General features: G+C 72.9%; 20 protein-coding genes and 2 tRNA genes. 11 read left to right on the forward strand and 11 right to left on the reverse strand.

What is annotated here, in order from left to right; all coding sequences use genetic code 11:
* The first annotated feature begins 312 nt into the window (after nt 1-312).
* The 6 genes from ABTY15_RS02790 (at nt 313) to ABTY15_RS02815 (ending at nt 6,394) form a co-directional block, all read left to right on the forward strand.
* Complete coding sequence (locus tag ABTY15_RS02790) at nt 313-1,587, forward strand: substrate-binding domain-containing protein (protein ID WP_350574898.1); 1,275 nt, start codon at nt 313-315, stop codon at nt 1,585-1,587.
* Between the two features lie 5 nt (nt 1,588-1,592).
* Nucleotides 1,593-2,423, forward strand: coding sequence for an ABC transporter ATP-binding protein (locus ABTY15_RS02795; protein WP_350574900.1), 831 nt, complete (start codon nt 1,593-1,595; stop codon nt 2,421-2,423).
* 29 nt (nt 2,424-2,452) lie between these two features.
* Nucleotides 2,453-3,289, forward strand: a complete 837-nt coding sequence (locus ABTY15_RS02800; RefSeq protein ID WP_350574902.1) for an ABC transporter ATP-binding protein — start codon at nt 2,453-2,455, stop codon at nt 3,287-3,289.
* A complete protein-coding gene (locus tag ABTY15_RS02805) occupies nt 3,289-4,155 on the forward strand; it encodes a branched-chain amino acid ABC transporter permease (RefSeq protein ID WP_350574904.1) in 867 nt (288 codons plus the stop codon). Before ABTY15_RS02800 ends, ABTY15_RS02805 begins: the two co-directional genes overlap by 1 nt.
* Nucleotides 4,156-4,385: 230 nt before the next feature.
* The gene (locus ABTY15_RS02810; protein WP_350575067.1) at nt 4,386-5,492 is read left to right on the forward strand and encodes a branched-chain amino acid ABC transporter permease; all 1,107 of its coding nucleotides are present in this window, start codon (nt 4,386-4,388) and stop codon (nt 5,490-5,492) included.
* Nucleotides 5,489-6,394, forward strand: coding sequence for an alpha/beta fold hydrolase (locus tag ABTY15_RS02815; protein ID WP_350574906.1), 906 nt, complete (start codon nt 5,489-5,491; stop codon nt 6,392-6,394). The genes ABTY15_RS02810 and ABTY15_RS02815 overlap by 4 nt, the downstream gene beginning before the upstream one ends.
* Nucleotides 6,395-6,547: 153 nt before the next feature.
* Here ABTY15_RS02815 and ABTY15_RS02820 read toward each other — a convergent pair whose 3' ends face one another.
* Both ABTY15_RS02820 and ABTY15_RS02825 read right to left on the reverse strand, forming a co-directional pair.
* Complete coding sequence (locus ABTY15_RS02820) at nt 6,548-7,828, reverse strand: polysaccharide deacetylase family protein (protein WP_350574908.1); 1,281 nt, start codon at nt 7,826-7,828, stop codon at nt 6,548-6,550.
* A gap of 340 nt (nt 7,829-8,168) precedes the next feature.
* Entirely contained in the window at nt 8,169-8,756 is a 588-nt protein-coding gene (locus ABTY15_RS02825) for a DedA family protein (protein WP_350575069.1), read from the reverse strand.
* A 725-nt stretch (nt 8,757-9,481) separates the two neighbouring features.
* On the opposite strand from ABTY15_RS02825, the gene ABTY15_RS02830 reads away from it, so the two are divergent.
* Nucleotides 9,482-10,579, forward strand: a complete 1,098-nt coding sequence (locus tag ABTY15_RS02830) for an LLM class flavin-dependent oxidoreductase (protein WP_350574910.1) — start codon at nt 9,482-9,484, stop codon at nt 10,577-10,579.
* A 120-nt stretch (nt 10,580-10,699) separates the two neighbouring features.
* On the opposite strand, the gene ABTY15_RS02835 is transcribed toward ABTY15_RS02830, so the two are convergent.
* Together ABTY15_RS02835 and ABTY15_RS02840 are read right to left on the reverse strand one after the other, a co-directional pair.
* On the reverse strand, nt 10,700-12,895 hold the full coding sequence (locus ABTY15_RS02835) for a putative bifunctional diguanylate cyclase/phosphodiesterase (protein WP_350574913.1): 2,196 nt from the start codon (nt 12,893-12,895) through the stop codon (nt 10,700-10,702).
* A 384-nt stretch (nt 12,896-13,279) separates the two neighbouring features.
* Complete coding sequence (locus ABTY15_RS02840) at nt 13,280-13,705, reverse strand: OsmC family protein (RefSeq protein WP_350574915.1); 426 nt, start codon at nt 13,703-13,705, stop codon at nt 13,280-13,282.
* A gap of 292 nt (nt 13,706-13,997) precedes the next feature.
* Here ABTY15_RS02840 and ABTY15_RS02845 point away from each other — a divergent pair, with 292 nt between their 5' ends.
* Both ABTY15_RS02845 and lepB read left to right on the forward strand, forming a co-directional pair.
* On the forward strand, nt 13,998-14,333 hold the full coding sequence (locus ABTY15_RS02845) for a chorismate mutase (RefSeq protein ID WP_350574918.1): 336 nt from the start codon (nt 13,998-14,000) through the stop codon (nt 14,331-14,333).
* Between the two features lie 181 nt (nt 14,334-14,514).
* On the forward strand, nt 14,515-15,327 hold the full coding sequence (gene lepB / locus ABTY15_RS02850) for a signal peptidase I (RefSeq protein WP_350574920.1): 813 nt from the start codon (nt 14,515-14,517) through the stop codon (nt 15,325-15,327).
* Here the strand turns inward: lepB and ABTY15_RS02855 are convergent.
* The 3 genes from ABTY15_RS02855 to ABTY15_RS02865 all read right to left on the reverse strand — a co-directional run bounded on the left by ABTY15_RS02855 (nt 15,290) and on the right by ABTY15_RS02865 (nt 19,292).
* A complete protein-coding gene (locus tag ABTY15_RS02855; RefSeq protein WP_350574922.1) occupies nt 15,290-16,423 on the reverse strand; it encodes an EamA family transporter in 1,134 nt (377 codons plus the stop codon). The genes lepB and ABTY15_RS02855 overlap by 38 nt on opposite strands.
* 136 nt (nt 16,424-16,559) lie before the next feature.
* Nucleotides 16,560-18,995, reverse strand: a complete 2,436-nt coding sequence (locus ABTY15_RS02860) for a transglycosylase domain-containing protein (protein WP_350574925.1) — start codon at nt 18,993-18,995, stop codon at nt 16,560-16,562.
* 223 nt (nt 18,996-19,218) lie between these two features.
* Nucleotides 19,219-19,292 (reverse strand) — tRNA-Lys (locus ABTY15_RS02865).
* 214 nt (nt 19,293-19,506) lie between these two features.
* On the opposite strand from ABTY15_RS02865, the gene ABTY15_RS02870 reads away from it, so the two are divergent.
* Complete coding sequence (locus ABTY15_RS02870; RefSeq protein WP_350575072.1) at nt 19,507-20,319, forward strand: DUF998 domain-containing protein; 813 nt, start codon at nt 19,507-19,509, stop codon at nt 20,317-20,319.
* Nucleotides 20,316-21,197 (forward strand): alpha/beta fold hydrolase, encoded by an 882-nt coding sequence (locus tag ABTY15_RS02875; protein WP_350574928.1) that lies wholly within the window; start codon nt 20,316-20,318, stop codon nt 21,195-21,197. Before ABTY15_RS02870 ends, ABTY15_RS02875 begins: the two co-directional genes overlap by 4 nt.
* A gap of 37 nt (nt 21,198-21,234) precedes the next feature.
* Here ABTY15_RS02875 and ABTY15_RS02880 read toward each other — a convergent pair whose 3' ends face one another.
* From ABTY15_RS02880 to ABTY15_RS02895, 4 genes are all read right to left on the reverse strand, one after another.
* Nucleotides 21,235-21,741 (reverse strand): GPP34 family phosphoprotein, encoded by a 507-nt coding sequence (locus tag ABTY15_RS02880; protein WP_350574930.1) that lies wholly within the window; start codon nt 21,739-21,741, stop codon nt 21,235-21,237.
* Between the two features lies 1 nt (nt 21,742).
* Nucleotides 21,743-21,816, reverse strand: a tRNA-Lys gene (locus ABTY15_RS02885).
* 86 nt (nt 21,817-21,902) lie between these two features.
* Nucleotides 21,903-24,038, reverse strand: a complete 2,136-nt coding sequence (locus tag ABTY15_RS02890) for an ABC transporter ATP-binding protein (RefSeq protein WP_350574933.1) — start codon at nt 24,036-24,038, stop codon at nt 21,903-21,905.
* Nucleotides 24,035-25,054, reverse strand: coding sequence for an ABC transporter permease (locus ABTY15_RS02895; RefSeq protein ID WP_350574941.1), 1,020 nt, complete (start codon nt 25,052-25,054; stop codon nt 24,035-24,037). The genes ABTY15_RS02890 and ABTY15_RS02895 overlap by 4 nt, the downstream gene beginning before the upstream one ends.
* Nucleotides 25,055-25,061: the final 7 nt, after the last annotated feature.

Raw genomic sequence — 25,061 nt, forward strand, 5'->3', positions numbered from 1 at the left:
AAGCCGGACGCGCGGCTCCACCGGAGAGCGCTGCCGGATGGCTCCACCGGAGGGCGCTGCCGAGGGGCCGCCCCGCCCCTCCACCGTCACCGGGCACGGGCCACCCCAGCCATGGCGCCCGCCCCCATGCCCGGATACGGGCCCGTGTCGGCGGGCCACACCGGGATGCCCGAGGGGCGGCGCCGGCCGGGCGGTATGTCGACCGAAGCCACATCAACGCGGGCTGATGCGTCGCCCGGGCACATGTCGCCCCTCCCACCGCACACCTACGGTTCCGGCATCCACCCGCCGCACCCCCAGGAGTCGGTCACCATGCGCAGCTCGACAGTCCCCACCAGGACCGCCTCCGGCGCCCGCCCGGGCGAGGCCGTGACCGGCGGCCCGGCCCGGAAGCTCGCCGCCGTCGCGGCCTGCGTGCTGCTCGCCGCGGGCTGCGCCAAGGCCGGCACCGCCGGGACGAGCTCGGCGGACGCCGGCGGCACGAAGAGCCCGGTCAAGGTCGGCCTGGTGTACTCCAAGACCGGGCCGCTCGCCGCCTACGGCAAGCAGTACCTGGAGGGCTTCAAGGCCGGCCTGGCCTACGCGACCAAGGGCACTGGTGCGGTCGACGGACACCGGATCGAGTTCGAGGAGCAGGACGACGCGGGCGACCCGGCCAAGGCGGTGTCCGCCGCCAAGGACCTGATCGGCAAGGGCTACAAGGTCCTGGCCGGCTCCACCGCCTCGGGCGTCGCCCTCCAGGTCGGCCCGATCGCCGCCCAGAACAAGGTGCTCTTCGTCAGCGGCCCGGCCGCCGCCGACAAGGTCACCGGCTTGAACAAGTACACCTTCCGTTCCGGCCGCCAGTCCTACCAGGACATCCGCACCGCGGCCTCGTTCATCGGTGACGCCAAGGGCAAGAAGGTCACCGTGCTCGCTCAGGACAACGCCTTCGGGCAGGCCAACGTGGCCGCCGTCAAGGCCGTGCTCGGCACCCAGGGCGCGACGGTCGAGCAGGTGCTCGCCCCGCCGAGCGCCACCGACCTGACCCCGTTCGCCACCCAGGCCAAGACCGCCAAGCCCGACCTGCTGTTCGTCGCCTGGGCCGGCGACACCGCGTCGGCCCTGTGGACGGCGCTCAACCAGCAGGACGTGTTCACCGGCACCAAGGTCGTCACCGGCCTGGACCTGGCCGCCTCCTACCCGTTGTTCGGTCCGGCCGGCGAGAAGATCTCCTTTCTGAATCACTACTTCGGTGGCGCCGCCGGCACCCCGGTGGAGAAGGCCATGGACGAGGCCGTCACCGCCGCCGGCGGGAGGCCCGACATCTTCACCCCCGACGGCTTCACCGCCGCCCAGCTGATCGTGCACGCCGTCGAGGCCAACCACGGCTCCGCCGAGGACACGTCGTCCCTGGTCAAGGCGCTGGAGGGCTGGAGCTTCGACGGGGTGAAGGGCCGCACCACGGTGCGCGCCGAGGACCACGCCCTCCTCCAGCCGATGTTCCAGGTCCGGCTGACCGGCACCGGTGCCGCAGCCAAGCCCTCGGTGGAGAAGACCCTGACCGCGGACGAGGTGGCGCCCCCGGTCACCCCGATGGCGGGCTGATCCCCATGCCCGTGCGTGCTTCCACTCCTTCCTCCTCCGGTTCCCGTCCCGTCGGTGCGGCACCGCTCTCCGAGGGCGGCGGCCGGACCGCCCCGGTGCTGCGGCTGGACGGGCTCGGCTGGTCCGTCCGCGGTGTGCCGATCGTCGAGGACGTCTCCTTCTCGGTCGGCGAGGGCGAGTTCATCGCCTTCATCGGGCCCAACGGTGCCGGCAAGACCTCCCTCTTCAACTTGATCTCCGGCATCTACCCGGCGAGCCAGGGCCGTCTCCACCTCGACGGTGCGGACGTGACCGCCGAGGCCGTGCACGCCAGGGCGCGCCGCGGGCTCGGCCGGACCTTCCAGACCTCCTCCCTCTGGCCGGGGATGACCGTCGCCGACCATGTCCGCCTGGCCGCCCAGGCGGCGGCCGGACCACGTGCCTCGTACCGGATCTGGCGCCGCGCCGATCGTTACGAGGACCAGTTGGCCGAGACCCTGCGCCGCACCGAACTCACCCATCGCGCCGGCACATTGGCCGGCGCGCTCTCGCACGGCGAGAAGCGCAAGCTGGAGCTTGCCGTCCTGCTCGTCGCCGACCCCCGTCTGATCCTGCTGGACGAGCCGATGGCCGGGGTCAGCGCCGAGGAGGTGCCCGCCCTCACCGAACTGATCCGCTCCGTGCACCGCGACCTCGGCCGGACGGTCCTGATGGTCGAACACCACATGGACGTCCTGCTCGGGCTCGCCGATCGTCTGGCCGTGATGCACCACGGCGCGCTGCTCGCCCTGGACACCCCCGAGGCCGTGATGGCCGACTCCACCGTGCAACAGGCCTACCTGGGCGAGGCGCTGTGACCTCCTCTCCTGCCGCGGATCCAACGTCCGTGTCCGCTACCGATCCCCTCCTCTCCGTCCGCGATCTGCGGGTGGTCATCGACGGGCTGCACATCCTGCACGGCGTCGACCTCGACGTGGCGCCCGCCGGGGTCACCGCCCTTCTGGGCCGAAACGGCGCGGGCAAGACCACTACCGTCAAGGCCGTGATGGGCCTGGTGCCGCGTACCGGAAGCATCCGTTTCTCCGGTGTGGAACTCTCCTCCCTCCCGACGCACCTGGTGGTTCGTCATGGCGTCGGCTATGCGCCCGAGGACCGCGGGATCTTCGCCGGTCTGACGGTCGCCGAGAACCTTCGCCTCGCCGAGCGCGCCGTCCGGAGCGATGTCGACGGGGCGTCGGGCGGAGCGCCGATCGGGGTGTCGGGCGGGGACGAGCCGAACTATCGGCTCGTTCACGAGCTCTTCCCCGAACTCAAGCAGCGGGCCGGACAGTTGGCCGGGACGCTCTCCGGTGGCCAGCAGCAGATGGTGGCGATCGGCCGGACGCTGCTCAATCGCAACCGGTTGATCATCGCCGATGAACCCACCAAGGGTCTGGCGCCGAAGATCGTCGCCGAGGTGGCCGACGTGCTGGCGCGGGCGGCCGAGGCCGTGCCCGTTCTCCTGGTCGAGCAGAACCTCGCCCTCGTCCGCCGACTCGCCGGCACCTGTGCCGTCCTGGCCGACGGTCGTACCGCCCACCAGGGCGACACCGCCGCGCTGCTGGCCGATGAGGAGGCCGCTCGCCGTCTGCTCGGTGTCGGCACCCGCCGACCGGCCGCCGGCGGCTCCCCGCCGGTCGGCTCCCCGGCCGCCGCTGTCGTCACCGCCGAGGTGAAGCCCTGATGGACACCGTCGTTCTCCTCTCCTGTACCGGACTCGGTCTCGGTGCGTTGTACTTCCTGGTCGCCTCCGGTCTGTCGCTGATCTTCGGTCTGATGGACGTGCTGAACTTCGCGCACGGCGCCCTGCTCTCCATCGGCGCCTATGCCACCTGGTGGGCCGGTGCCGAGGCGGGCCTCTCCTTCTGGCTCGCCGTGCCCTTCGGCACCCTGGTCGGGACGGCCGCGGCCGTCCTGCTGGAGCTCTTCCTGATCCGGCCGCTCTACAGCCGCCCACGCGACCAGATCCTCGCCACTGTCGGCGTCGGCCTCGCCGTGCCCGCCCTCCTGATGGGGATCTGGGGCGCGGACGCCCGCCCCTTCCCCCAGCCGGCCGTGCTCTCCGGCACCTGGCACCTGCTCGGTGCGACCGTCCCGGTCAATCGCTTCGTGCTCGTGGCCGCCGCTGCGGTGCTGCTGCTCGCTCTTCGGTTGTTCCTCGCCCGCACCCGCTACGGGCTGATCGTCCGGGCCGGCGTCGAGGACCGGGCGATGGTCACGGCGCTCGGTATCGACGTCCGCAGGGCGTTCACCCTCGTCTTCGCCCTCGGTGGGGCGGCCGCCGCGCTCGGCGGCGCCCTCGGCGGCCTCTACTTCGGTTCGGTCAACCCCGGTCAGGGGACCGGCCTGCTCATCTTCGCCTTCGTCGTCGTGGTGATGGGCGGCATGGGCTCGGTCACCGGAGCCGCCGCGGCCTCGGTGGGCGTCGGCCTTGTGCAGCAGTTCGCCAACTACTACACCGGTGCCGGGCTCGGCGACCTCTCGGTCGTCGTCCTGCTCGCCGTCCTGCTTCTGGTCCGACCCCGTGGACTCACCGGGAGGCTCGCGTGAGCGCCGATACTCCGATCACGAGCACCGGTGGCCCCGCGGTCGACCGTGGCGCCGCCGCTGCAACAGGGGGGACTGACACCAGCCCTGCCGCAACCACCCTGTCGGCGAAGGGGACTGACACCAGCTCCGTCGACACCGGCACTGTGGCAGAGGGGACCGACATCAGCCAAGCCGAAATACCGCCTGGACACACGAACGAGTGGAGAGCCGTCACTCGAACAGGTGATTCAATCAATCACCGCTGGACACGAACGAACCGAGCACTACGCTGGTGGCCGATCGCTCTGCTGATCACGCTCCTTGTCGCCCCATATAGTGCGCTTCCCGTCCCGGGACTGCTCGACGGCCCGCTCGGCAGCCCCGGAAGTCTCCAACTCCTCGCCCTGTGCCTGCTCTACGGGGCCCTCGCCACCGGCTACGACCTCCTGCTCGGCCGTACCGGACTGCTCTCCTTCGGCCACGCGCTCTACTTCGCGACCGGCCTCTACGCCACCGACCTCGGCATGCTGGAGCTGCGACTGCCGTTCGCCGCCGCCGCGCTCTTCGGCGTCGCTTGTACCGCGGCGTTGGCCCTGCTGCTCGGCTCGGTCAGCCTCCGCGTCACCGGCATCGGCTTCTCCATGGTCACCCTCGCCTTCGCCCAAGCCGGCTCGATCCTCGTCCAGCGCAACCCCGGTGGCGTCACGGGTGGCGAGGAGGGCCGCTCCGCTCCGGCCGACCTGCTGCCCTCCGGGCTGCTCGGCATCGAGAACACCGCCAACCTCTACTGGATCGCCGTCGGCTACCTGGTGCTGACGCTCGCCGTGGTCCACTGGTCCGTCAACTCCCCGACCGGTCGGGTCTGGGAGGGCATCAAGGAGAACGAGCGCCGGGTCGAGGTGCTCGGACTACGGCCCTACGGCTACAAGTTGGTCGCCTTCGTCCTCGCCGGGGCGCTCGCCGGGCTGGGCGGGGTGGTCTACCTGCTCCTGACCGGCGGGGCCACCCCGCAGGCCGCGAGCTCGGACGCCACCCTCGCTCTCCTGGTCATGGTGGTTCTCGGCGGATCCGGCACCCGCTGGGGCCCGTTGCTCGGCGGCGTCCTCTACACCTGGGCCGGCCACCGCCTCGGGGACCTCGCCAACTCCGCGACGATCGCGGAGCTGCCCGCAGCGCTGCGGGTGCCACTCTCCCAACCCCTCTTCCTGCTAGGCGGCTTGTTCGTCGTGGTGGTCTACCTGCTGCCCGGCGGCCTGGCTAGACTGCCTGCCCGCATCCGCGCCGCCAGATCCGCCCGTTCCGTCCGGACGCCGGCGAATGTCCGGACCGCTCGCCCCGCCGGAGGTAGCCCCGCGTGAGCCAGTCATCCCTGAAGCCGGAGGAGTTGAGCGTCCCCGTGTCCGGTGGGGACCTGACCGTCCTGCGGTGGCCCGCCGCCGAGCCGGGGGCCGCGACGGTCGTGGCGGTGCACGGCATCACCGCCAACGGGCTTGCCTGGTACGAGGTCGCGCGACGGCTCGCCGGGCGGGTCACCCTACTCGCGCCCGACCTCCGGGGCCGCGGCGCCAGCCGCGCGGTCGCCGGACCGTACGGGCTGGCCCGGCACGCCGACGACGTGGCCGCGCTGATCACGGCCCTCGGTGTGGGGCCCGCCACCGTGGTCGGCCACTCCATGGGCGCCTGGGTCACCGCCCTGGCCGCCGTCCGGCATCCGGAGCTCGTCCGGCGGGTGCTGTTGGTGGACGGCGGGGTGAGCTTCCCGCTGCCGGACGGCGTCCGCGAGGAGGACGCCCTGGCCGCGGTGCTCGGGCCTGCGCTCGCGCGGCTGTCGATGACCTTTCCGGACCGGGAGGCCTACCGGAAGTTCTGGCGGGACCACCCGGCCCTGAGTGCCGGGTGGTCGGCGGAGATCGATACTTACACCCAGCGCGATCTCATCGGCACCGAGCCCGAACTGCACTCCTCCTGCGTGCTGGAGGCCGTCCAGGTCGATGGCGCCCAGGTCCTGCTGGACCGCGAAGCGGCCGAGGCCGTGCATCAGTTGCCGTGCCCGGCCGAGCTGATCTGGGCGGAACGCGGCCTGCTCGACGAACCACAGGGCCTCTACGGCCACCAGCGGCTCGCCCGGGCCGGCCTGGACCCGGCCCGGGTGCCGGCCGCGCTCGTGTCCGGCAGCAACCACTACTCGATCCTCTGGGGCGAGGCGGGGGCCGAGAGCATCGTCCGGAGCCTGCTCGCGGACGGGCCCGCCGCTGAATAGCGGCCGGACGCCGACGACTTCGACCGGCCGCGGCGCTCACCCCGCCGACTGTGGCGGCCGGCACGGCCACAGGTCGTCGGTCCGCCGGCTCGCGGGTACCGGGTGGTCAGTCGCCGGCCGAGGTGGTCGAGTGTGCGGCCGTGGGCCTCGTTGTCAGCCCGCCGCGCCCAGGAAGGTCTCCCAGCCGCCGGTCGGAGCCTGGCCGACGTTGAGCGTGCGCAGCTTGCGCAGGGTGGACTGGTCCTGCACCTCCAGCCACTCGACCAGCTGCCGGAAGGACACCAGCCGGACCTCCGGCTTGCTCGCGATCGTCTTGAGGGTCTCCTCGACGGCGTCCATGTAGATGCCGCCGTTCCACTGCTCGAAGTGGTTGCCGATGAAGAACGGCGCGCGGTTGCTGTTGTAGGCGCGGTCGAAGCCGGCCAGGTAGGAGTCCCGGGCCTGGTTGCGCCAGTCGTTGTACTTGGACGGGTCGCCCTTGGTGGTGCCGGCGGACTGGTTGGCCAGGATGTTGTAGTCCATCGACAGCACCTGGAAGGTGTGCCCGGGGAACGGGATCGACTGCAGCGGGAAGTCCCAGACCTTGCCGTCCTGCACCTTCTGCGGCCATATCTGCTGGCCGCCCGAGGAGCTGGCGTCGTACTTCCAGCCCAGCTTCGCGGCGGTCGGGAGCAGTGCCTTCTGCCCCTCCAGGCACGGGGTCCGGCCGCCTATGAGCTCCTTCTTGTAGTCGAAGGGAAGCGGGTCGACGTCGGTGAAACCGGTGTTGGTCCGCCACTGGGTGACGAAGCCGATCGCCTGGTCGATCTCGCTCTGCCAGTCCTCCGGGGTCCACATGTTGACCCCGTTCTTGTCCGGGCGGCTGGAGCAGAAGTGCCCGTTGAAGTGGGTTCCGATCTCGTGCCCGGCCAGCCAGGCCTGGCTGATGAGCTTGATCGTGCTCTTGACCGCGCCGTCCGACAGGTACGGGATGTCGGAGGCACCGACCGAGTGCTTCGGCGGGTGGTACAGGTCGGCCTTGCCCTTGGGCAGGGTGTATATCCCGGAGAGGAAGAAGGTCATCGACGCCTTGTACTGCTCCGCCAGCTTGAGGAAGCGGGGGAACTGGTTGTCGTCGGTGCCGCCCGCGCCGTCCCACGAGAACACGACGAACTGGGGCGGCCGCTCACCGGGCTTGAGCTTCTCGGGCTTCGGCTGGTTCGGCTGCGGGCCGGTGTCCGCGTTGGAACCGTCGCCGATCGGGGTGCCCTTGGGAACCACCGCCTTGGCCGGGTCGGGCGTGCCGGTCTGCGGGGCGTCGCTGGTGCTGCCGCCGGAGGTGGGGGAGGAGACCGGGCTCTTACTTGATCCGCTGCTGGAACAGGCCGAGACCGCGCCGAGGGCTGCGGTCGCAGCGGTCGCACTGAGCACCGTCCTGCGCGAGATGCTGGTCATGGTCTCCCCTGGGTACCGACGCCGGTGGTGAGGGCTGCTCAGGCCTTACCGGTCAAATCGGGCAATTGATGATTATTCCGCCGTTAGCATGTCATGTGGTCGCAACGGCCACCAAGGTCGCCGAGGTCCGACGACAGTCAACACGTCGTCCGCACCCGGCTGGGCTGCACGGATGCGTTGTCTGTTGCCGACCTGTGACGCTTCGCACCTCACGGCGCCAAGGGAGTACGGTACCGCCGCTTCGCCGGGGCCGGTTGGAGTTCGCCGGTGCCTGATATGGTCCGCCGCACGTCCGGGCAGACCGAGGCCGCGGCGCGTGGAGCGGCCGGCGCGGAGTGGTTCAGAGCGAGGTCAGTCGCCGGCTGCGGCGAACTATTCGCGCGATGGCGGTGCTGACGATGGTGGCGGCAGTGCAGGAGACGGCCATGCTCAGCCACGCGGTGTCGAACCAGTGGCTGTTCAGCCAGCCCAGCGTCACGATGTACGCGGCCCAGACCAGTGCCGCCAACGCCGACCAGTGCAGGAACCGGTGCGGATGGGCGGCGGAGTGGCCGATGGCCAGGTCCAGCACGGTCCGCCCGGCCGGGACGAACCGGGCGATCACCACCATCGCGGCGGCCGCCCCGTGCGGGCGTTCGATCAGTGCCCGCTGGACCCTGGTCACGCTGGCCGCCAGTCGCGGGCGCCGGGCGAGTCTGCGCTGGAGGAGCGGGGCGCCGCGCCGGGCGAGGTGCAGCAGCAGGAGGTCGCCGAGGAAGGACGCCGCCGCCACGCCCAGGCCGAGCATGACCGGAGCGCCGTCGATCTGGGCGGTCTTGAGTACGGCGAGGATGACCAGCGTTCCGCTGGGGAGGAATGGGAGCAGGGCGTCCCCGAGCACGGCGCAGAGCGCCAGGGCGCAGATCCACGAGGATCCGATCGCCGCCACGAAGTCCAAGACCTTACTCCCTCCACGCCGCCCGGGGGAGCAGGTGGCTGCTGGGGTCCAACGCTAGCGCCTCGACTTTTCATGCCATGAAGCACCCCGGGTGTACCGGGTCTCACGGACGGCGATCAACGTCGCAAAAGGCTGAGCTGCTGTGGTCCGCGGCCAGTGTGGCTCGGGCTGCCGGAGCCTGGCTAGTGGCGGGGTGGTTTGTGGCCGGACGCTCACGCGTTGCGTCGCATCGGACAGGGGTGGCCTGGCCTCGGTCGTGGCCCTTGCCTCGGGGCGGCCGGCGCCACCAAGGCGCGAGCCCCCGGAGCGGGGTGCCGCTCCGGGGGCTCGCGGGGATCGATCGGCGCTGGTCCAGCCCGACGATCTTGCTGGCGGATCGCGGATCCCGTTGGGTGACCCGCTCCTGATCACTAGCCTGCCGGACGCCGGCCGCCGATCGCGAGCCCTGGGCCTGGCGACTTCCGGCGCTGGCGTGAAGTCGCCATCCGAGCAGCAATGTTGACTGTCCGTCGGCCGAACGATCGGTTGGTGGACTGGTGCTGTGCAGGCCCGGAACAGCCTCTGGGCAGGTCGGCGCCCGGGCGTCGCGGAGCCGGGAACAGTGGGCCCGGCGCGGTGGTTGGCCCCCTACGGAAGCAGCGACCGCGGGGCCACCCGAGCCCTGCGCGCGGTCGCCCGGAACAACCGGCTCAAGGACAGCCAGGAGGGCGGAGGGCATGACCACCGAGGACCAGCAGGAGCACGAGCACGGGACGGAGCCGCGGGCCGACGCGGCGATCCGGGGCACCGCCCGCGGTACGGCACCCGCTCCGCTCTCGATCCTCGACCTCGCCACCGTCGGCGCCGGCTACACGCCCGCCGAGGCGCTGACCGTGACCACCACGCTGGCCCAGAAGGCCGAGCAGTGGGGGTACCACCGCTTCTGGGTGGCCGAGCACCACGGCATGCCCGGGGTGGCCAGCTCAACCCCGGCCGTCCTGTTGGCCCACCTCGGTGCCAACACCACTCGGCTTCGGCTCGGCTCGGGCGGGGTCATGCTCCCCAACCACGCCCCGCTGACCATCGCCGAGCAGTTCGGCCTGCTGGAGGCCCTGCACCCCGGCCGGATCGACCTCGGACTCGGCCGTGCCCCCGGCACCGACCAGGCCACCGCCCGGGCGCTTCGCCGCGGCCTCGCCGAAGGCGCGGACGACTTCCCGCAGCAACTCGCCGAGCTGACCCACTTCCTGGACGGCGACTTCCCGCCCGGGCACCCCTACTCCCGGCTGACCGCCGTCCCCAAGGGCGAGGGGCGCCCGCCGATCTGGCTGCTCGGCTCCTCCGGCTTCAGCGCCCAGCTGGCCGGCCGTCTCGGTCTGCCGTTCGCGTTCGCGCACCACTTCAGCAGCGCCAACACGCTCCCGGCCCTCGACCTCTACCGGGACTCCTTCCGGCCGTCAGAGGTGCTCACCGAGCCGTACGCGCTGATCGGGGTGGGCGCGGTGGCCGCCGATGACGAGGCCACCGCCCGTCGCCTCGCGCGGTCCGGCGCCCTCGGCATGCTCCGGATCCGGCGCGGCACCCCCGGGCTGGTCCCGACCCCGGAGGAGGCCGAGTCCTACCCGTACAGCCCGGTCGAGGCGGACTTCATCGACGGCTGGCTCGACAACATCGTCCTGGGCACCCCGGGCCAGGTCGCGGACGGGTTGGAGGCCCTGCGCAAGCGGACCGGGGTGGACGAGCTGATGGTCACCTCGAACATCCACGGCCACGAGGCCCGGCTCCGCTCCTACGGCCTGATCGCCGAGGCGTACGGCCTGACGGCAGGAGCCTGACGGCACGATCCGGACGGCAGCGGACTGACAGCGCGCGGGCCGGGTGACGCGACCCGGCCTCCGCAGCCCCTGCCCATGTCCCCGCTCCTGCCCCTGCCCGGCCTCCCCGCCCGGATCCGGTTACCGGCCGACCGGGCGGGGCCGGCCCTCGCGGAGTATGGCCGCGACCCGCTCGGCCTCGCCCGGCCGGGCGAAGTACCAGCCCTGGGCGGTGTCGCAGCCGGTCAGCCGCAGCCGCTCGGCCTGGGCGGCGTTCTCGATGCCCTCGGCCGTGACGGTCAGGCCGAGGGTGTGGGCCAGCTGCACCATCGCCCCGACGATCTGCTCGTCGGCGTCGCTTCGGCGCGAGCCGAGCTCGGGGAGCTCCGGGCGGCCGGCCGGAGCCGGGTCGCGGAAGCCCTCGATGAAGGTGCCGTCGAGCTTGAGCACGTGCACCGGGAGCCGGGAGAGGTAGGCCAGGTTGGAGTAGCCGGTGCCGAAATCGTCGATCGCGATCCGCACGCCCATGTCCGCGAGGGCCTGCAAGGCTTGCAGCGGGCGGCCGCCGGGGCCGAGCAGGGCGCTCTCGGTGATCTCCAGCTGGAGCAGGCGGGCCGGAAGTCCGGTGCGTTCGAGGGCCCGGGCGACGTCCGCGACCACGTCGGAATCCCAGATCTGCCGGGCCGCCAGATTGACGCTCACGAAGGTCTCGGTCTCGGGGAACTCGGTGAGCCACTGCCGTGCCTGACGGCAGGACTCCTCCAGCACCCACTTGCCGAGCGGCACGATCGCGCCCGTCTCCTCGGCGAGCGGGATGAAGCGGTCCGGGGAGAGCGTCCCGTAGCGGGGGTGACGCCAGCGGACCAGGGCCTCCGCGCCGTGTACGGCGCCGTCGGCCAGGCCGACCAGCGGCTGGTACTCGATGGTGAACTCGCCGCGTTCCAGGGCCGGCCGCAGTGCGGTGGCGAGCAGTTGGCGGGTCAGCTGGTGGGCGCCGCGGTCCGGGTCGTAGAGGGTCCAGCGGGCGCGGCCGTCGGCCTTGGACCAGTAGAGCGTGGCGTCGGCGTCCTTGACCAGGTCGGTCGGGGTGGTCTCGTGCACGGACCGCTCGACCACGCCCACGCTGGCGGTGATCACCAGACGGTGCCCGGCCACGTCGAAGGGACGTTCCAGCACCGAGAGGATCCGCGCGGCGAGGTCGGTCAGCTGCTCGCTGCCCCGGCTGTCGGTGACCAGGACGGCGAACTCGTCCCCGCCCATCCGGGCCACCAGGTGTGCGTCGCGGCCGGAGAACCCGCGGCGCAGCCGGGTGGCGACGGCGATCAGCAACTGGTCGCCGATGTGGTGGCCGAGGGTCTCGTTGATCGCCGCGAAGCCGTCCAGATCCAGGTAACAGACGCCCACCCGGCGCCCGTTCGCCGTCATCGGTCCCGTCGTCGCTTCCGTCAGCGGTGCCGGCGCAGGCAGTGACACCGACACGGATGCCGGCGCGGGTCCAGCCGTGGGAGCAGCCCCAACTTCGGCCCCGGCCCCGGCCCCGTCGGCGTCCGAGACCTCGGCCCCCGGACCGGCCGCAGCGGTGGCCGTCAGGCAGGCCGCGTCGAGGCGTTCGAAGAAGAGGGTCCGGTTGGGCAGTCGGGTCAGCGGGTCGTGCAGGGCCTGGTACTCCAGGCGGTCGCCGAGGCGCCGCTGCTCGGTGATGTCCTCCACCAGCGCGAGGGTGTAGAGCGGCTGACCGGCGCTGTCCCGGATCAGGGAGACGGTGACCTTGCTCCAGACGGTCCGGCCCTCGCGGTGCTTGAGCTGCTTCTCCACGCGGAACCGTTCCCGCCCGCTGCGGACGAGCTCGGGGAAGAGCCGGCGCGGCATGCCGCCCGGGTCGATGATCTCGTGCAGATGGGTGCGGACCAGTTCTCCGACGCCGCGTCCGATGAGTGCCGCGAAGGCCGGGTTGACCTCGATGATCCGGTCCTCGGGGTCGATCAGGGCCATCCCGATGACCGCGTCGCAGAAGGCGGCCCGGAAGCGGGACTCGCTGGCCCGCAGCGCGGCCAGCAGGCGGTCGGACCCGCCCTCCTCGCGGTCCGCGCCGTCGGGGACTGCACCGTCGGGGACTGCGGCCGGGTGCGCGCCGTTGGTCAGCGGCGCCGAGCAGGTGGGGCAGAGGAGCGGGCCGGGGCCGTCCAGGACGGTGCTCGCCGCCCCCGCACAACCGGCGGCGCCGGTGGGGTCGGTGGCCGGGTGGAGGGCCGGCGCGGTGAAGGGGCGACGGTGCTGCGCCTCCTCGTGCCGCACGCGTGGGTGGTGTGCGTCGGCCCCCTCGTTCTGGCCCGGCACGGCATGCTCCCGTCCGCTGCTGACGCTTGACGCTGGTCCGGCCGGTCGCTCGGGACTCCGGCGGTCGGCTCCGCACTCTGTCGCGGTCCTCGGAGTCGGTCCGGTGCGGGGCGCCCGGCGTGGGGCGCTGACGCGCGGAGACCCGTGTGAAGAACAGGGCGCTGCGGCCGATCATAGGCCGCGGTGACAACGGGCGGTGACCGCCGCCAGGGTGATTCGCCCCCTTTGGGATCATGCATGGCAGAACGTGCAGACGCCCCCGGTGCACATCACATGATGTGCGCCAGGGGCGCGTGCGCCGAAGCCGCGCCCCTGAGCGCGGGGCGCGCGCCGGGAGTGGCGCCGGGGTCGCGTCGGGGCGGGGCGGGGAGATCCGGCGGGGCGTCAGGCCAGCTTGGCCGTGAGGGTGATGGTGGTGCCGGTGAGGGCCTTGCTGACCGGGCAGTTGGCCTTGGCGCCCTCGGCGGCCTGGATGAAGCCGGCCTCGTCCAGCCCGGGCACCTCGCCGATGACGGTCAGGTGGATGCCGGTGATCCCGGCCCCGGGCTGGAAGGTGACGTCGGCCTGGGTGTCCAGCTTGGTGGGCGGGGTGCCGGCGCCCGCCAGGGCGTGCGAGAACGCCATCGAGAAGCAGGCGGAGTGAGCAGCCGCGATGAGCTCCTCAGGGCTGGTCTTGCCGTTGGGCTCCTCGGTGCGGGCCGGCCAGGAGACGGGGTACGTGCCGATCCCGGACGAGGCGAGGGTCACCTGCCCCTGGCCGTGGATCAGATCGCCTTCCCAGGCGGTGCGGGCGGTGCGGGTGGTTGCCACGATCGGTACCTCCGTTACTGAGGGACTGCTGATTCGTCACTTCCGGTCATGCACGCACCAGCCTACGGCGGGACCCGGCCCCGCCCACCGGAACGCCGTCCGGACGCAGCCCGGAACGTCGTCCGGACGCAGCCCGGAACACTGTCCGGAACGCAGCCCGGGCCGCTGTCCGGATCGTGGACGGATCAGCCAAATCGTGCGGGTTCGAGCCGGGTGCCCTGTTAGATTTGCCCGGGCCCGAGCCCGGTCGCCGTACGGCCGGGTGCCACCCCCGATGCCCGGAGCCACCCCGATGACGGACCACCCCACGACCCCCGACGCCGGCCCGACCGACGGGATCGACGACGCCGTGCGGGCGGAGCTGACCAGTCTGCGTGAGAGCATCGACAACATCGACGCCGCAGTGGTCCACATGCTGGCCGAACGCTTCAAGGCGACCCAGCGGGTCGGTCGGCTGAAGGCCGAGCACAAGCTGCCGCCGGCGGACCCGGCGCGCGAGCGGGACCAGATCAAGCGGCTGCGGGAGCTGGCGGCCGGGGCGAAGCTGGACCCGGTCTTCGCCGAGAAGTTCCTCAACTTCATCATCGCCGAGGTGATCCGGCACCACGAGGCGATCGCCCGCGCCTGAAGGTGCCCTGGTCGTGCACCTGGCGCCGGCTCCGGCGGCGCTCCCCTGGGTCGGTCGGGGCCTGCGGCTGTCGGCCCGCCCCGCCGGGGAATGTCGGGGGCGGCTAAAAGCCCGATTTCGTGAGGCTCCACGGTTGGCGTAGCGTGCAGATTTCCCCAGCCGGAGAGGTGGAGCAGCGACGATGGCGGTGAACCTGCCCGAAACGCCCAGCGATGCCGGGCCCGGTCCGACCCCCGCTGCGGGGCACGGTCCCGGTGGTGCGCCCGGTACCCCCGGCGCTCCCGGCGGCCGTGCCGAGGCCCGTCGGCGGGCCCGCGGCTCGCGCGGGCGCAAGGCCCGGCGGGCGGGGCGCCGACCCCGGCCCTGGTGGATCGAGATCCCGGCGATGGCGGCGGTCGGCCTGGTGGTCGCGCTGCTGATCAAGACCTGCCTGTTCCAGGTCTTCACCATCCCGTCCGGCTCGATGGAGAACACGCTGCGGATCGGCGACCGGGTCGGGGTGAACAAGTTCGCGCCGCTCACCGGCTGGAAGCCGGAGCCGGGGCAGCCGGTGGTGTTCAAGGACCCGGGCGGCTGGCTGCCGCCGCAGCCCGTCGACTCGAACCCGGTCACCAACGCGGCGACCTCGGTGCTGTCCTTCGTCGGGCTGGTGCCGCCGAAGGACGACAACTACCTGGTCAAGCGGGTCATCGCGACCGGTGGCCAGACCGTGCAGTGCGCGGGCACCACGCTGACCGTCGACGGGAAGAAGGTCGACGAGCCGTACCTGCACCCCGGCGACGACTCCTGTGCGGGCCTGAACTTCGGCCCGGTGACGGTGCCCGCGGGCTACATCTGGGTCGAGGGAGACCACCGCAGCGACTCGGCGGACTCCCGCTACCACCAGCGCGGCCCGGGTGGTGGGGCCGTGCCGGTGGACAACGTGGTCGGGCCGGTGTCGGCCGTCGTGTGGCCGCTCAACCACGCCGACTGGTTCGGCTGGGTGGGCCACTGACCGCACGCTCGGCGACCACCCGTTCCCGGTCCTGCGAGGCAGCCACGGCGGGCGCGCCCGAGCCCGAGTCCGTCACGCCCGAGGACGCCGCACCTGACTCCGTCACGCGCGAGGACACCACCGGGCCCGGGGCCTCGGCCGACGCCGACGCCGGGGCCGCCGCGGCCTCCGGGGGCTTGCTGCCCTGGGCGGCGAAGGCGCCGGCCAGCACCAGCAGGCCGCCCGCGATCTGCGGCAGGCCCAGGTGCTCGCCGAGCAGGACCCAGGCGAGCACGGTGGCGACGACCGCCTCCAGGTTGGCCACCACTCCGGCGATCGGCGGCGAGAGGTGCCCGACGGCGATCACGCCGGTCAGGTAGGCGAGGACGGTCGCGATCAGGATCATCCAGGCGGCCGGGAGCGCCGCGGGCAGCGTGTGCCCGTTCATCACCACGGATCCGCCGAGCAGGCTCCAGTCGGCCTGCCAGGGCCGGGTGAAGGCGGTGAGCAGGACTGCGCCGATCAGCAGTCCGTACGCGCTGACGGCCAGCGGGTCGACCGGGCGCTCGCCCCGGCGTCCGGCGTCGGCCAGGACGAAGTAGCCGACCTGGCAGCAGGCCGCGCCGAGGGCGAACAGCACGCCGAGCGCGTCGAAGCTCAGGCCGTTCCAGGCCTCGACCACGCAGGCCAGCCCGGCCACCGCCACGCCGGCGCCGATCGCCGCGCCCCGGCTGATCGGCTTGCGCTGGACGAACTTGACGTAGCCGATGAGCAGCGGCGGCCCGAGGTACTCGATGAGCAGGGCGACGCCGACCGGGATGCGGGAGATGGCCGCGAAGTAGCAGGCCTGGACGCCGGCCACGGCGAGCAGGCCGAAGCCGATCAGCAGGCCGGGCCGGCGCAGGACGGCGGCCCGGTGCCGGTAGGCGATCGGGAGGAGGGCCACCGCGGCCCCGGTGACCCGGAGCCAGACCACGTGCAGGGGCGAGAGCCCGGCTTCGATCAACGGCTTCGCGGCCGTGCCGGAGCCTCCGAAGGCGAACGCGGAGACCAGCGCGAGGCTGAGGCCGAGGGTTCTGCCCGAGGGGCGGGTGGGCGAGGCCGTTGATCTGTGCACCGACGCATTGTGACAGTCATACCGGAGATTCGGTAAGGCGCCATTTCGTCATTTGGTCCTGCTCTGAACTGTGCGCAGTGGAGCAATCACCCCATATCACCCACGGCTCACCCACCGGATCCGCACCGAACACCGGCTAGTTGCCCGAGCCCCCCGAGCCCGTCCCGCCGGTCGGCTGGGGCGCCGTGGTCGGGTCGGTGGTCGGCTGCGTCGTGGGCGGGCTGGTCGGGGTCGGCTTCGGGCTGGGCCGGGTGGTCGGCGTGGTCGTCGGCTGAGGGGTGGGCTGCGTGGTCGGCGGCTGGGTCGGCGTGCTGGTCGGCCCAGCACTGCTGGAGCCACCGGGGCTCGGCCGGCCGGGCCAGCCGCCCGGTGCGGTCCGGGCCGGACCGGCCCCCGTGGACGGGGTCGGGCTCGGCGCCGAGGGCGGGGTGGACGGTGCCGTCGGCAGGTCCGAGCCGTTCGGGGTGTCCGAGCCGTCCGGGGTGTCCGCGGTGTCGCCGTCCGCGGGCTCCGGGAAGTCGGTCACCGGCTGGCCCTTGAGCGCGGCCTTCATGTAGCTGGTCCAGATCTGCGCCGGGTACTGGCCGCCCGCCGCGCCGTCGATCCCGCCGACGCCGCTCAGGCTGACCTGGGCGCCGGTGCCCGGGTCCTGGCCGAACAGCGCGACCGAAGTGACCAGCTCCGGCGTGTAGCCGACGAACCACACCGACTTCTGGTCGTCGGTGGTGCCGGTCTTGCCCGCAGCCGGACGGCCCAGGGCCTTCGCCCGCCAGCCGGTGCCGCCCGGGTCGCTCACCACGCCCTGGAGCATCGAGGTGACCTCGTGGGCGGTGTCCTCGCCGATCGCCTGGGTGGTCTTGTGCGCGGGCAGCGGCACGGCCTCGCCCTCGCGGTCCACCGACTGCACCAGCCAGGGGGTGATCTGCTTGCCGCCGTTGTCCAGCGTGGCGTACACGCCGGCCATGTCCAGCACGCTCGGGGTGGCCGCACCCAGCGGGATGGACGGCACCGGGTCCAGGCCCGGGGTGTTGGCCGGCAGGCCCAGCGCGATCGCGGCGTCCCGGACCTTCGGCAGCCCGGTGTCCTGGGCCAGCTGCGCGAACACCGAGTTGACCGACTTGTCGATGGCCTGCTGGAGGGAGATCTGGCCGTAGTTCACGTCGCCCTCGTTCGGCGGGGCGTACGGGGTGCCCTTGCCGCCGCGGACCTTGCGACCGCTGGTGCCGTCGTAGACGGTGTGCGGGGTGACCGTCCGGCCGTCCTGGGTCTTGGCGTTGTTCTCGAAGGCGGCCGCCAGGGCGATCGCCTTGAAGGTCGAGCCGGCCTGGTAGTCCCGCCGGGTCGCGTTGTCGACGTAGTGCTTGACGTAGTCGACGCCGCCGTACAGGGCGACGACCGCGCCGCTCTTCGGGTCGACGGAGACGGCTCCGGCCTGGGCCGCGGCGTCCTTCTTCCGCTTGTCCGGGTTGAGGGTGTCGCGCAGCTGCGCCTGGACGGCGTCCTGAAGCGCCTGCTGGCGGTTCGGGTCGATGCTCAGCTTGATCGTGTAGCCGCCCTTGGCCAGCTCGGTCTCGCTGATCACCTGGTTCGAGGTGAGGTACTGGGTGGCCGCGTCCACCAGGTAGCCGGCCTGGCCGGACAGGCCCGGGTTGGGCTGCGGGTCCTTGACGTCCGGGAAGGCGGTGGCGGCGCGCTCGTCGGCGGAGAGCCAGCCCTCCTTGACCATGCCGTCCAGCACGTAGTTCCAGCGGTTGACGGCGTTCTGCTTGCCCGCCGGGGTGGCGGTGGCCACGTCGTACGCGCTCGGCGCGTTCAGCAGGGTGGCCAGGTAGGCGCCCTGGGCGGGGTTGAGCGCGGAGGCGTCGACGCCGAAGTACGCCTGGGCGGCGGCCTGGATGCCGTAGGCGCCGCGGCCGTAGTAGGAGGTGTTCAGGTAGCCGGAGAGGATCTCGTCCTTGCCCTCGGTGGCGTCCACCTTGATGGCTATGAAGAGTTCCTTCACCTTGCGGGTGATCGACTGCTTCTGGTTCAGGTACGTGTTCTTCACGTACTGCTGGGTGATGGTGGAGCCGCCCTGGGTGCCCTCGCCCTTGGCCGTGTTGAGCGCGGCCCGGACCAGGCCCTGCACGTTGACGGCGCCCTCGTGGTAGAAGTTGCGGTCCTCGGCGGCCAGCGCGGCGTGCTGGGCGGCGGGGGAGACCTTGTCCAGGCCGACGTTCTGCCGGTTGGTCTGGCCGGTGCGGGTGATCACCGAGCCGTCCGCGTAGAGCCAGGTGTTGCTCTGCGCGGTCGCCGCGGCGTGCGCGTCCGGCACCTTCACCAGCGCGATCCCCAGCACGAACAGGCCGACGCCGAGCAGCAGCGTCGAGGCGAGGCCGAGCAGGGTCATCCGCCAGGTCGGGATCAGCCGGCGCCAGCCGGTGCGCTTGGGGCGGCGCGGCTTCTTCCCGCCGCCGGCGCCGCCTGCGAGGGCGGATACGGGGGCGGACGCGGGGGCGGAGCGCTGGAAGCGCTTGACCGGCCGGAGGCCGAGCGACGGGACGCGGCGGCCGCTCTGGGCGTTTCGGAACAAGGCGCGGCCTTTCCTGCGGGCGGACCGGGCCAGCCTGCACGGACGGGGACATCGGCGGTTAGGGATCTTTGTCCCGATTCCGGTTCTACTGCCCAGGACGAGCCGGACGGGGCGGTTAGCTCCACCGGACCGGCAATCGAGACCGACATCACAGGCAAATCGGACGTCGGAGGGCAAAAAATTGAGGAGCCCCTCGCTGCTGCGAGAGGCTCCCCACTGTCTGTGCGCCGCCAGGGACTCGAACCCCGGACCCGCTGATTAAGAGTCAGCTGCTCTAACCAACTGAGCTAGCGGCGCCTGCTGACCTGGAAAACAATACACGGTCCCGAGGGGTGCCTCGTACCAATTCCTGCGGCACCGCCACCACGGGGCCGGCTTCCGCAGCCGAGGTGTCCGGTTCCGTCCGGTTGGGGCGAAGTTTCCCCCCGGTTAGGGTGGAACCGTGCCCAGCCCCCAGCGAGGACACCGCCGGCCCCGGCTCGTCGGCCCGGGGCCCGGCCGCGCGCGGCCAGTGGTCGCCGTCCTGCTGCTGCTCAGCGCCGTGGCGTACACCGCCTGGGTGCTGGAGGTCGTCCTGAGCACCGGACTCGACCCGGTGCAGGCGTACATCAGTGAACTCGCTGCCGAGGACCAGCCACTGGGCGGCCTGTTCCGGGCCACCGACCTGGTCGCCGGGCTGAGCGTGCTGGCCGCCGCCGTCACCGCCCTCGCCACCGGCCTGACCAGGGCGCCCGGCGGACGGCACCGCTGGGCGGTGGCCGGCTGGTCGGCCCTCGCCGTGTTCGGCGCCGCGACCGCCGCCGACTCCCGCCTGCCGCTCAGCTGCGCCCCCACCAGCGACGAGATGTGCGCCGCACGCGAGACGGCCGGCCTCGTCCCCGCCACCCACACCGCGCACGCCGTCACCAGCAGCCTCGCCGTGCTCGGCGCGCTCACCGGCCTGGTCGCGCTCACCGTGGCCGCCCGTCGCTACGACTGCTGGCCGCCGGTGCGCCGGTACGGGCCCTGGCTGCTCGGCGCCGAACTCCTCGCCACCGGCTGGAGCCTCGCCGCGATCGCCGCCTTCCAGGCCGGCCGCGGCACCTGGGCGCTCGGCGCCGGCCAGCGGCTCCAGGTCCTGCTGGTCGCGCTCTGGCTGGCCGTACTGGCCCTGAGCCTCGCCCGCCCGGACGGGCGCGCCCGCAGGGGTGCACCGCGCCCGGGGGTCGGCCGGCTAGGAACGCCCCGACCGACCGAGCGGACCCGAAGGGCCGAGCCGACCCGACCGACCGAGCCGCGCCGACCGGCCGGGCGGACCCCTCAGACCGGGCGGGAGCCCGGATGACGGCCCCCGGCGCTCCTCGCATCCGGGCGCGGTTCCTGCGCGTCGGCGGCGTCCCGCTGCACGTCCGGACCGAGGGGAACGGCCCGGTCTGCCTGCTCAGCGGCGGCCTCGGCAGCAGCTGGTTCGACTGGGACCTCGTCGTCCCCTTCCTCACGCCCTACCGCACCGTGGTCCGTTTCGACCGGCCCGGCTACGGGCTGAGCGCAGCCGAGCCGGCCACCACCTCTCCGGCTCCGACGGCGGCCGGGGAGGCCGAACGGATCCGGGCGGTACTGGACGGCCTCGGCCTGCGCGAGCCGTGCACCGTCGCCGGACACTCCCTCGCGGCCTTCCACGTGGAGGCCTTCGCCCGGCTGCACCCGGGCCGGGTCGCCGGACTGGTCCTGGTCGACGGCAGCGTCGAACCGGCGGCGCGGCCGCTGCCGGCCCCCGGGCTGCGCGACCTGGCGGCCCGGGCGGTCGCGGGCACGGCCACCGCCCTCGCCGTGCCGTACCTGTTCGGCCCCGCGGCCCGACGGCTGACCGCGCGGCTCGCCACCGTCCGCCGGGAGGACCTCGCCCCTCCGCTGCTGGTCCGGCACTGCTACCGGACCGGCCGGGCGCTGCGCGCACTGCTCCGGGAGAACGTCCGTTACCTCGACGTCGCCGCCGAACTCGACGAGCTGCGGCGCACCCGCCCGCTGCCCGAGGGCCTGCCGGTCACCGTGCTCGCCGCCGACGACGGCTGCCGCAGCCGCCGCACCGAGGCCTGGCTGGCCGAGCAGCGGGAGCTGGCGGCGCTGCTCGGCGCCGACTACCGCACCACCGCTCCGGCCGGGCACCTGGTGATGTTCGACCGCCCGGACGCGGTGGCCTCCGCAGTCCTGGACACCCGCTGACCGGCCCCTGGTGCCGCGCCGCCGCAGCTGCCCCCGGCTACCCGCCGTCGCTCGAACGCCGCTGCACCGCCCGCTTCGCCGCCCGCGCGATCGGCAGGGTCCGGGGCAGCTCCCGGACGGCACGCCGGATCGGCGCCAACGGCCTGCCCGGGTAGAGCCGGTGCTCCAGCCGTGCCACCCCGATCAGTCCGGCCAGCTGCCGGTCCCGCTCCTCGGCAGGGGAGGCGGGGGAGAGCGCACCCGCCGCGGCGCGCCCGGCCTGCGACCGCCGCAGCGTCGCCGCCACCCGGTCGGCGATCACCCGCCCGGGCACGCCCAGTGGCTGGAAGCCGGTGATCCGGCGCTCGTCGACGGTGATCGAGCCGTTCAGCAGCAGTTCGGCGAGGACGGCGCCCGCGATCACCGTGGCGAAGGTGGTGGAGGGGATCCGCAGCCGTCCGTGGACGGGGTGCGCCCAGAGCAGCAGCAGCCCGGGAACAGTCCGGGAACAGCCCGGGAACGACTCAGGCCGCCCACCGGAGTGGACGGCCTGAGACCTTGCCATGTGCGCCGCCAGGGACTCGAACCCCGGACCCGCTGATTAAGAGTCAGCTGCTCTAACCAACTGAGCTAGCGGCGCTTGCTGACGTGGAAGACCTTACACGCCGCCCGGTCCATCCGCCGAATCGTATTCGGGTGATCACGATGAGTGGTCGCCGTGCGTGATCACGCCCCCTCCGGGAAGTGGCAGGCCGCCTGCTGGTCGATCCCCGTGGCGCGGCCGCCGAGGGCACCGCCGGTGAGAGCGCCGCCGCTGACGGCGCCGCCGGTGAGCGCCGGCCGCTCCTGCTCGCACCGGGCCCGGGCGGCCGGGTCGCCGAGCCGGCCGTAGACGGGGCAGCGGGTGCGGAAGGCGCAGCCGGTGCGGCGTTCGGTGGGAGAGGGCGGGTCGCCGGCGAGCAGGATCCGGTCGCGGGCGCGTTCGGCGGCGGGGTCGGGGAGCGGGACGGCGGAGAGCAGGGCGCGGGTGTACGGGTGACGGGGGTGGTCGAAGACGGCGGAGACCTCGCCCTGCTCGACGGTCCGCCCGAGGTACATGACGCTGACCCGGTCGGCGAGGTGGCGGATCACCGAGAGGTCGTGCGACACGAAGAGGTAGGAGAGGCCGAGTTCGGCCTTGAGCGTTTGCAGCAGGTTGAGCACCCCGGCCTGGATGGAGACGTCCAGGGCGGAGACGGGTTCGTCGAGGACGAGCAGTTTCGGCTGCACGGCCAGGGCGCGGGCGATGGAGACGCGCTGGCGCTGTCCGCCGGAGAACTGGTGCGGGTAGCGGGTGGTGTGGGCCGGGTCGAGGCCGACCTGGCGCAGCAGTTCGGGCACCCGGCGGGCGATCTCCGCGCGGTCGGCGTGCTGGGCGCGCAGCGGTTCGGCGATGATGTCGCCGATCGGCATGCGCGGGTCGAGGCTGGCCATCGGGTCCTGGAAGACGATCTGCAGGTGGGCCCGGAGCCGGTGGGCCTCGGCCCGGGAGAGCGTGGCGGTGTCGTGGCCGAGCAGTTCGATCCGGCCGGTCTCGGGAGCGGCGAGCTTCAGCAGTTCGAACAGGGTGGTGGACTTGCCGGAGCCGGACTCCCCGACCAGGCCGAGGGTTTCGCCCTCCCGGAGGTCCAGGTCGACGCCGTCCACCGCGTAGACCTCGCCGATCCGGCGCTTGAAGACGGTGCCCTTGAGGAGCGGAAACGTTTTACCGAGGCCGCTCACGGACAGCACCGGCGCCCGCGTGCCGCGCTCACCGCCGTCGGTCGCGGCCGGGGGCACCGTCGGCACCGGGTAGACCTCGGCCGGTGCGGGGCGCCGCTCGGCCAGTTCGGTAGCGCGCACGCAGGCAGCGAAGTGGCCGTCGCCGCCGGCCAGTTCGGGCTCCTCCGCGGTGCAGCGCGGCTCCGCGAGCGGGCAGCGGGCGGCGAACGGGCAGCCGGACGGCAGGTCGGCCATCGGCGCCGGGGTGCCCGGGATCGGGACGAGCGGCCCGCCGCGGCCGTCCAGCCGGGGCACCGCGCCGATCAGGCCGAGCGTGTAGGGGTGGCGGGGCGCCGCGAACAGCTCGTCCACCCCGGCCGTCTCGACCACCCGGCCCGCGTACATCACGGCGACCCGGTCGGCCGTCCCGGCGATCACCCCGAGGTCGTGGCTGACCAGGACGAGGGCCGCGCCGGTCTCCCGCTGCGCGGTGCGCAGCACGTCCAGCACCTGGGCCTGGATGGTGACGTCGAGCGCGGTGGTGGGTTCGTCGGCGAGCAGGATGTCGGGGTCGTTGGCGACGGCCATGGCGATCATCGCGCGCTGGCGCATGCCGCCGGAGAACTCGTGCGGGAAGCTGTCCAGGGCCCGGTCGGGTGCCGGAATGCCCACCAGGTCGAGGAGTTCGGCGGCCCGCCGGCGTGCGGTCGGCTTGTCGACCCGCTGGTGGATCCGGACCGCCTCGGCGATCTGGTCGCCGATCCGGTAGACCGGGGTGAAGGCGGAGAGCGGGTCCTGGAAGACCATGGCGACCCTGCGGCCGCGGATCGCGGCCAGCTCCCGGCCGGGCAGTCCGACCAGCTCCCGCCCGTCCAGCCGGACCGAGCCCCGGACGCTCGCCGTCCCCGGCAGCAGGCCGAGGATCGACAGCGCGGTGACGGACTTGCCGGAGCCGGACTCGCCGACGATGCCGAGGGTTTCGCCGTGGTGCAGGGTGAGGTCCACCCCGCGGACGGCGGGGACCGGGCCGTGCGGCCCGGCGAAGTCGACCCGCAGGTCGCGGACGGCCAGCAGGGGGGTGGCGACGGGGGTGGCGACGGAGGTGTCGACGGTGGTGGTCACGGCTTCTTCCTGCGGGAGTCGCTGCGAGTGCGGGACGCGCCGCGAGGGGTTGATGCGCCGCCAAGGAGGGATGCGCCGCGAGGCCGGGAAGCGCCGCGAAGGCGGAACCCCCGCCGCCGGCGGCCGCCCCCGGCGGTGGGGTCGAGGGCGTCGCGCAGCCCGTCCCCGATCAGGTTGACGGCGAGGACGAACAGCACCAGCAGCCCGGCCGCGAAGTAGAACAGCCAGGGGAACACCGGGGCCTCGCTGGTGCCGGCGGCGAGCAGGGTGCCGAGCGAGACGTCCGGCGGCTTGACGCCGAAGCCGAAGTAGGAGAGCGCGGTCTCGCTCATGACGGCGCCGCCGACCGCGATGGTGGCGTCGATGATGAGGAAGGAGGCGACGTTCGGCAGGACGTGCCGCCCGATGATCCGCAGCGGCCGAACCCCCATGAACTGCGCGGCGCGGACGAACTCGCGCTCGCGCAGCGAGATGGTCATCGAGCGGACCACCCGGGCGGTGATCATCCAGTTGAACAGGGCGAGCAGCAGCACGAAGGCGATCCAGCCGGTGCTCTTCAGCCGGGGCGAGACGATGGTGATGATCAGGAAGCTGGGGAAGACCAGCAGCAGGTCCACCAGGAACATCAGCGCCCGGTCGGTCCAGCCGCCGAAGTAGCCGGCGCAGGCGCCGACCAGGGAGGCCAGCACGGTGGAGAACAGCGCCACCAGCAGGCCGATGACCAGCGACTTCTGCAGCCCGCGGACGGTCTGCGCGAAGACGTCCTGGCCGACCCCGTTGGTGCCGAACCAGTGCTCGGTGGACGGCGGTTGGTGCAGCGCGCCGAAGTCGGGGGTGGCGTAGTCCCAGGGCGTGAGGTACGGGCCGCCGAAGGCGAGCGCGAACAGCAGCAGGACGAGGACGGCCCCGATGGCGGCCCCGCGCGCGGCGAGCAGCCGGGCGAGGACGAGCCGCCCCCGTCCGGTGGCCCGGGGCGCGGCGGCCGGGGTGGTCGACTCAGCGACGACGGTGGTCACTTCGGTT

It is taken from the genome of Kitasatospora sp. NPDC097643 (genome assembly GCF_040302625.1).
Taxonomy (GTDB): domain Bacteria; phylum Actinomycetota; class Actinomycetes; order Streptomycetales; family Streptomycetaceae; genus Kitasatospora.

What these genes read in the sequence shown, in the direction of transcription:
- ABTY15_RS02790 (WP_350574898.1), top strand. Translation starts at nt 313, where the DNA reads ATGCGCAGCTCGACAGTCCCCACCAGGACCGCCTCCGGCGCCCGCCCG.
- ABTY15_RS02795 (WP_350574900.1), top strand. Translation starts at nt 1,593, where the DNA reads ATGCCCGTGCGTGCTTCCACTCCTTCCTCCTCCGGTTCCCGTCCCGTC.
- ABTY15_RS02805 (WP_350574904.1), top strand. Translation starts at nt 3,289, where the DNA reads ATGGACACCGTCGTTCTCCTCTCCTGTACCGGACTCGGTCTCGGTGCG.
- ABTY15_RS02820 (WP_350574908.1), bottom strand. Translation starts at nt 7,828, where the DNA reads ATGACCAGCATCTCGCGCAGGACGGTGCTCAGTGCGACCGCTGCGACC.
- ABTY15_RS02830 (WP_350574910.1), top strand. Translation starts at nt 9,482, where the DNA reads ATGACCACCGAGGACCAGCAGGAGCACGAGCACGGGACGGAGCCGCGG.
- ABTY15_RS02845 (WP_350574918.1), top strand. Translation starts at nt 13,998, where the DNA reads ATGACGGACCACCCCACGACCCCCGACGCCGGCCCGACCGACGGGATC.
- lepB (WP_350574920.1), top strand. Translation starts at nt 14,515, where the DNA reads ATGGCGGTGAACCTGCCCGAAACGCCCAGCGATGCCGGGCCCGGTCCG.
- ABTY15_RS02875 (WP_350574928.1), top strand. Translation starts at nt 20,316, where the DNA reads ATGACGGCCCCCGGCGCTCCTCGCATCCGGGCGCGGTTCCTGCGCGTC.
- ABTY15_RS02880 (WP_350574930.1), bottom strand. Translation starts at nt 21,741, where the DNA reads ATGGCAAGGTCTCAGGCCGTCCACTCCGGTGGGCGGCCTGAGTCGTTC.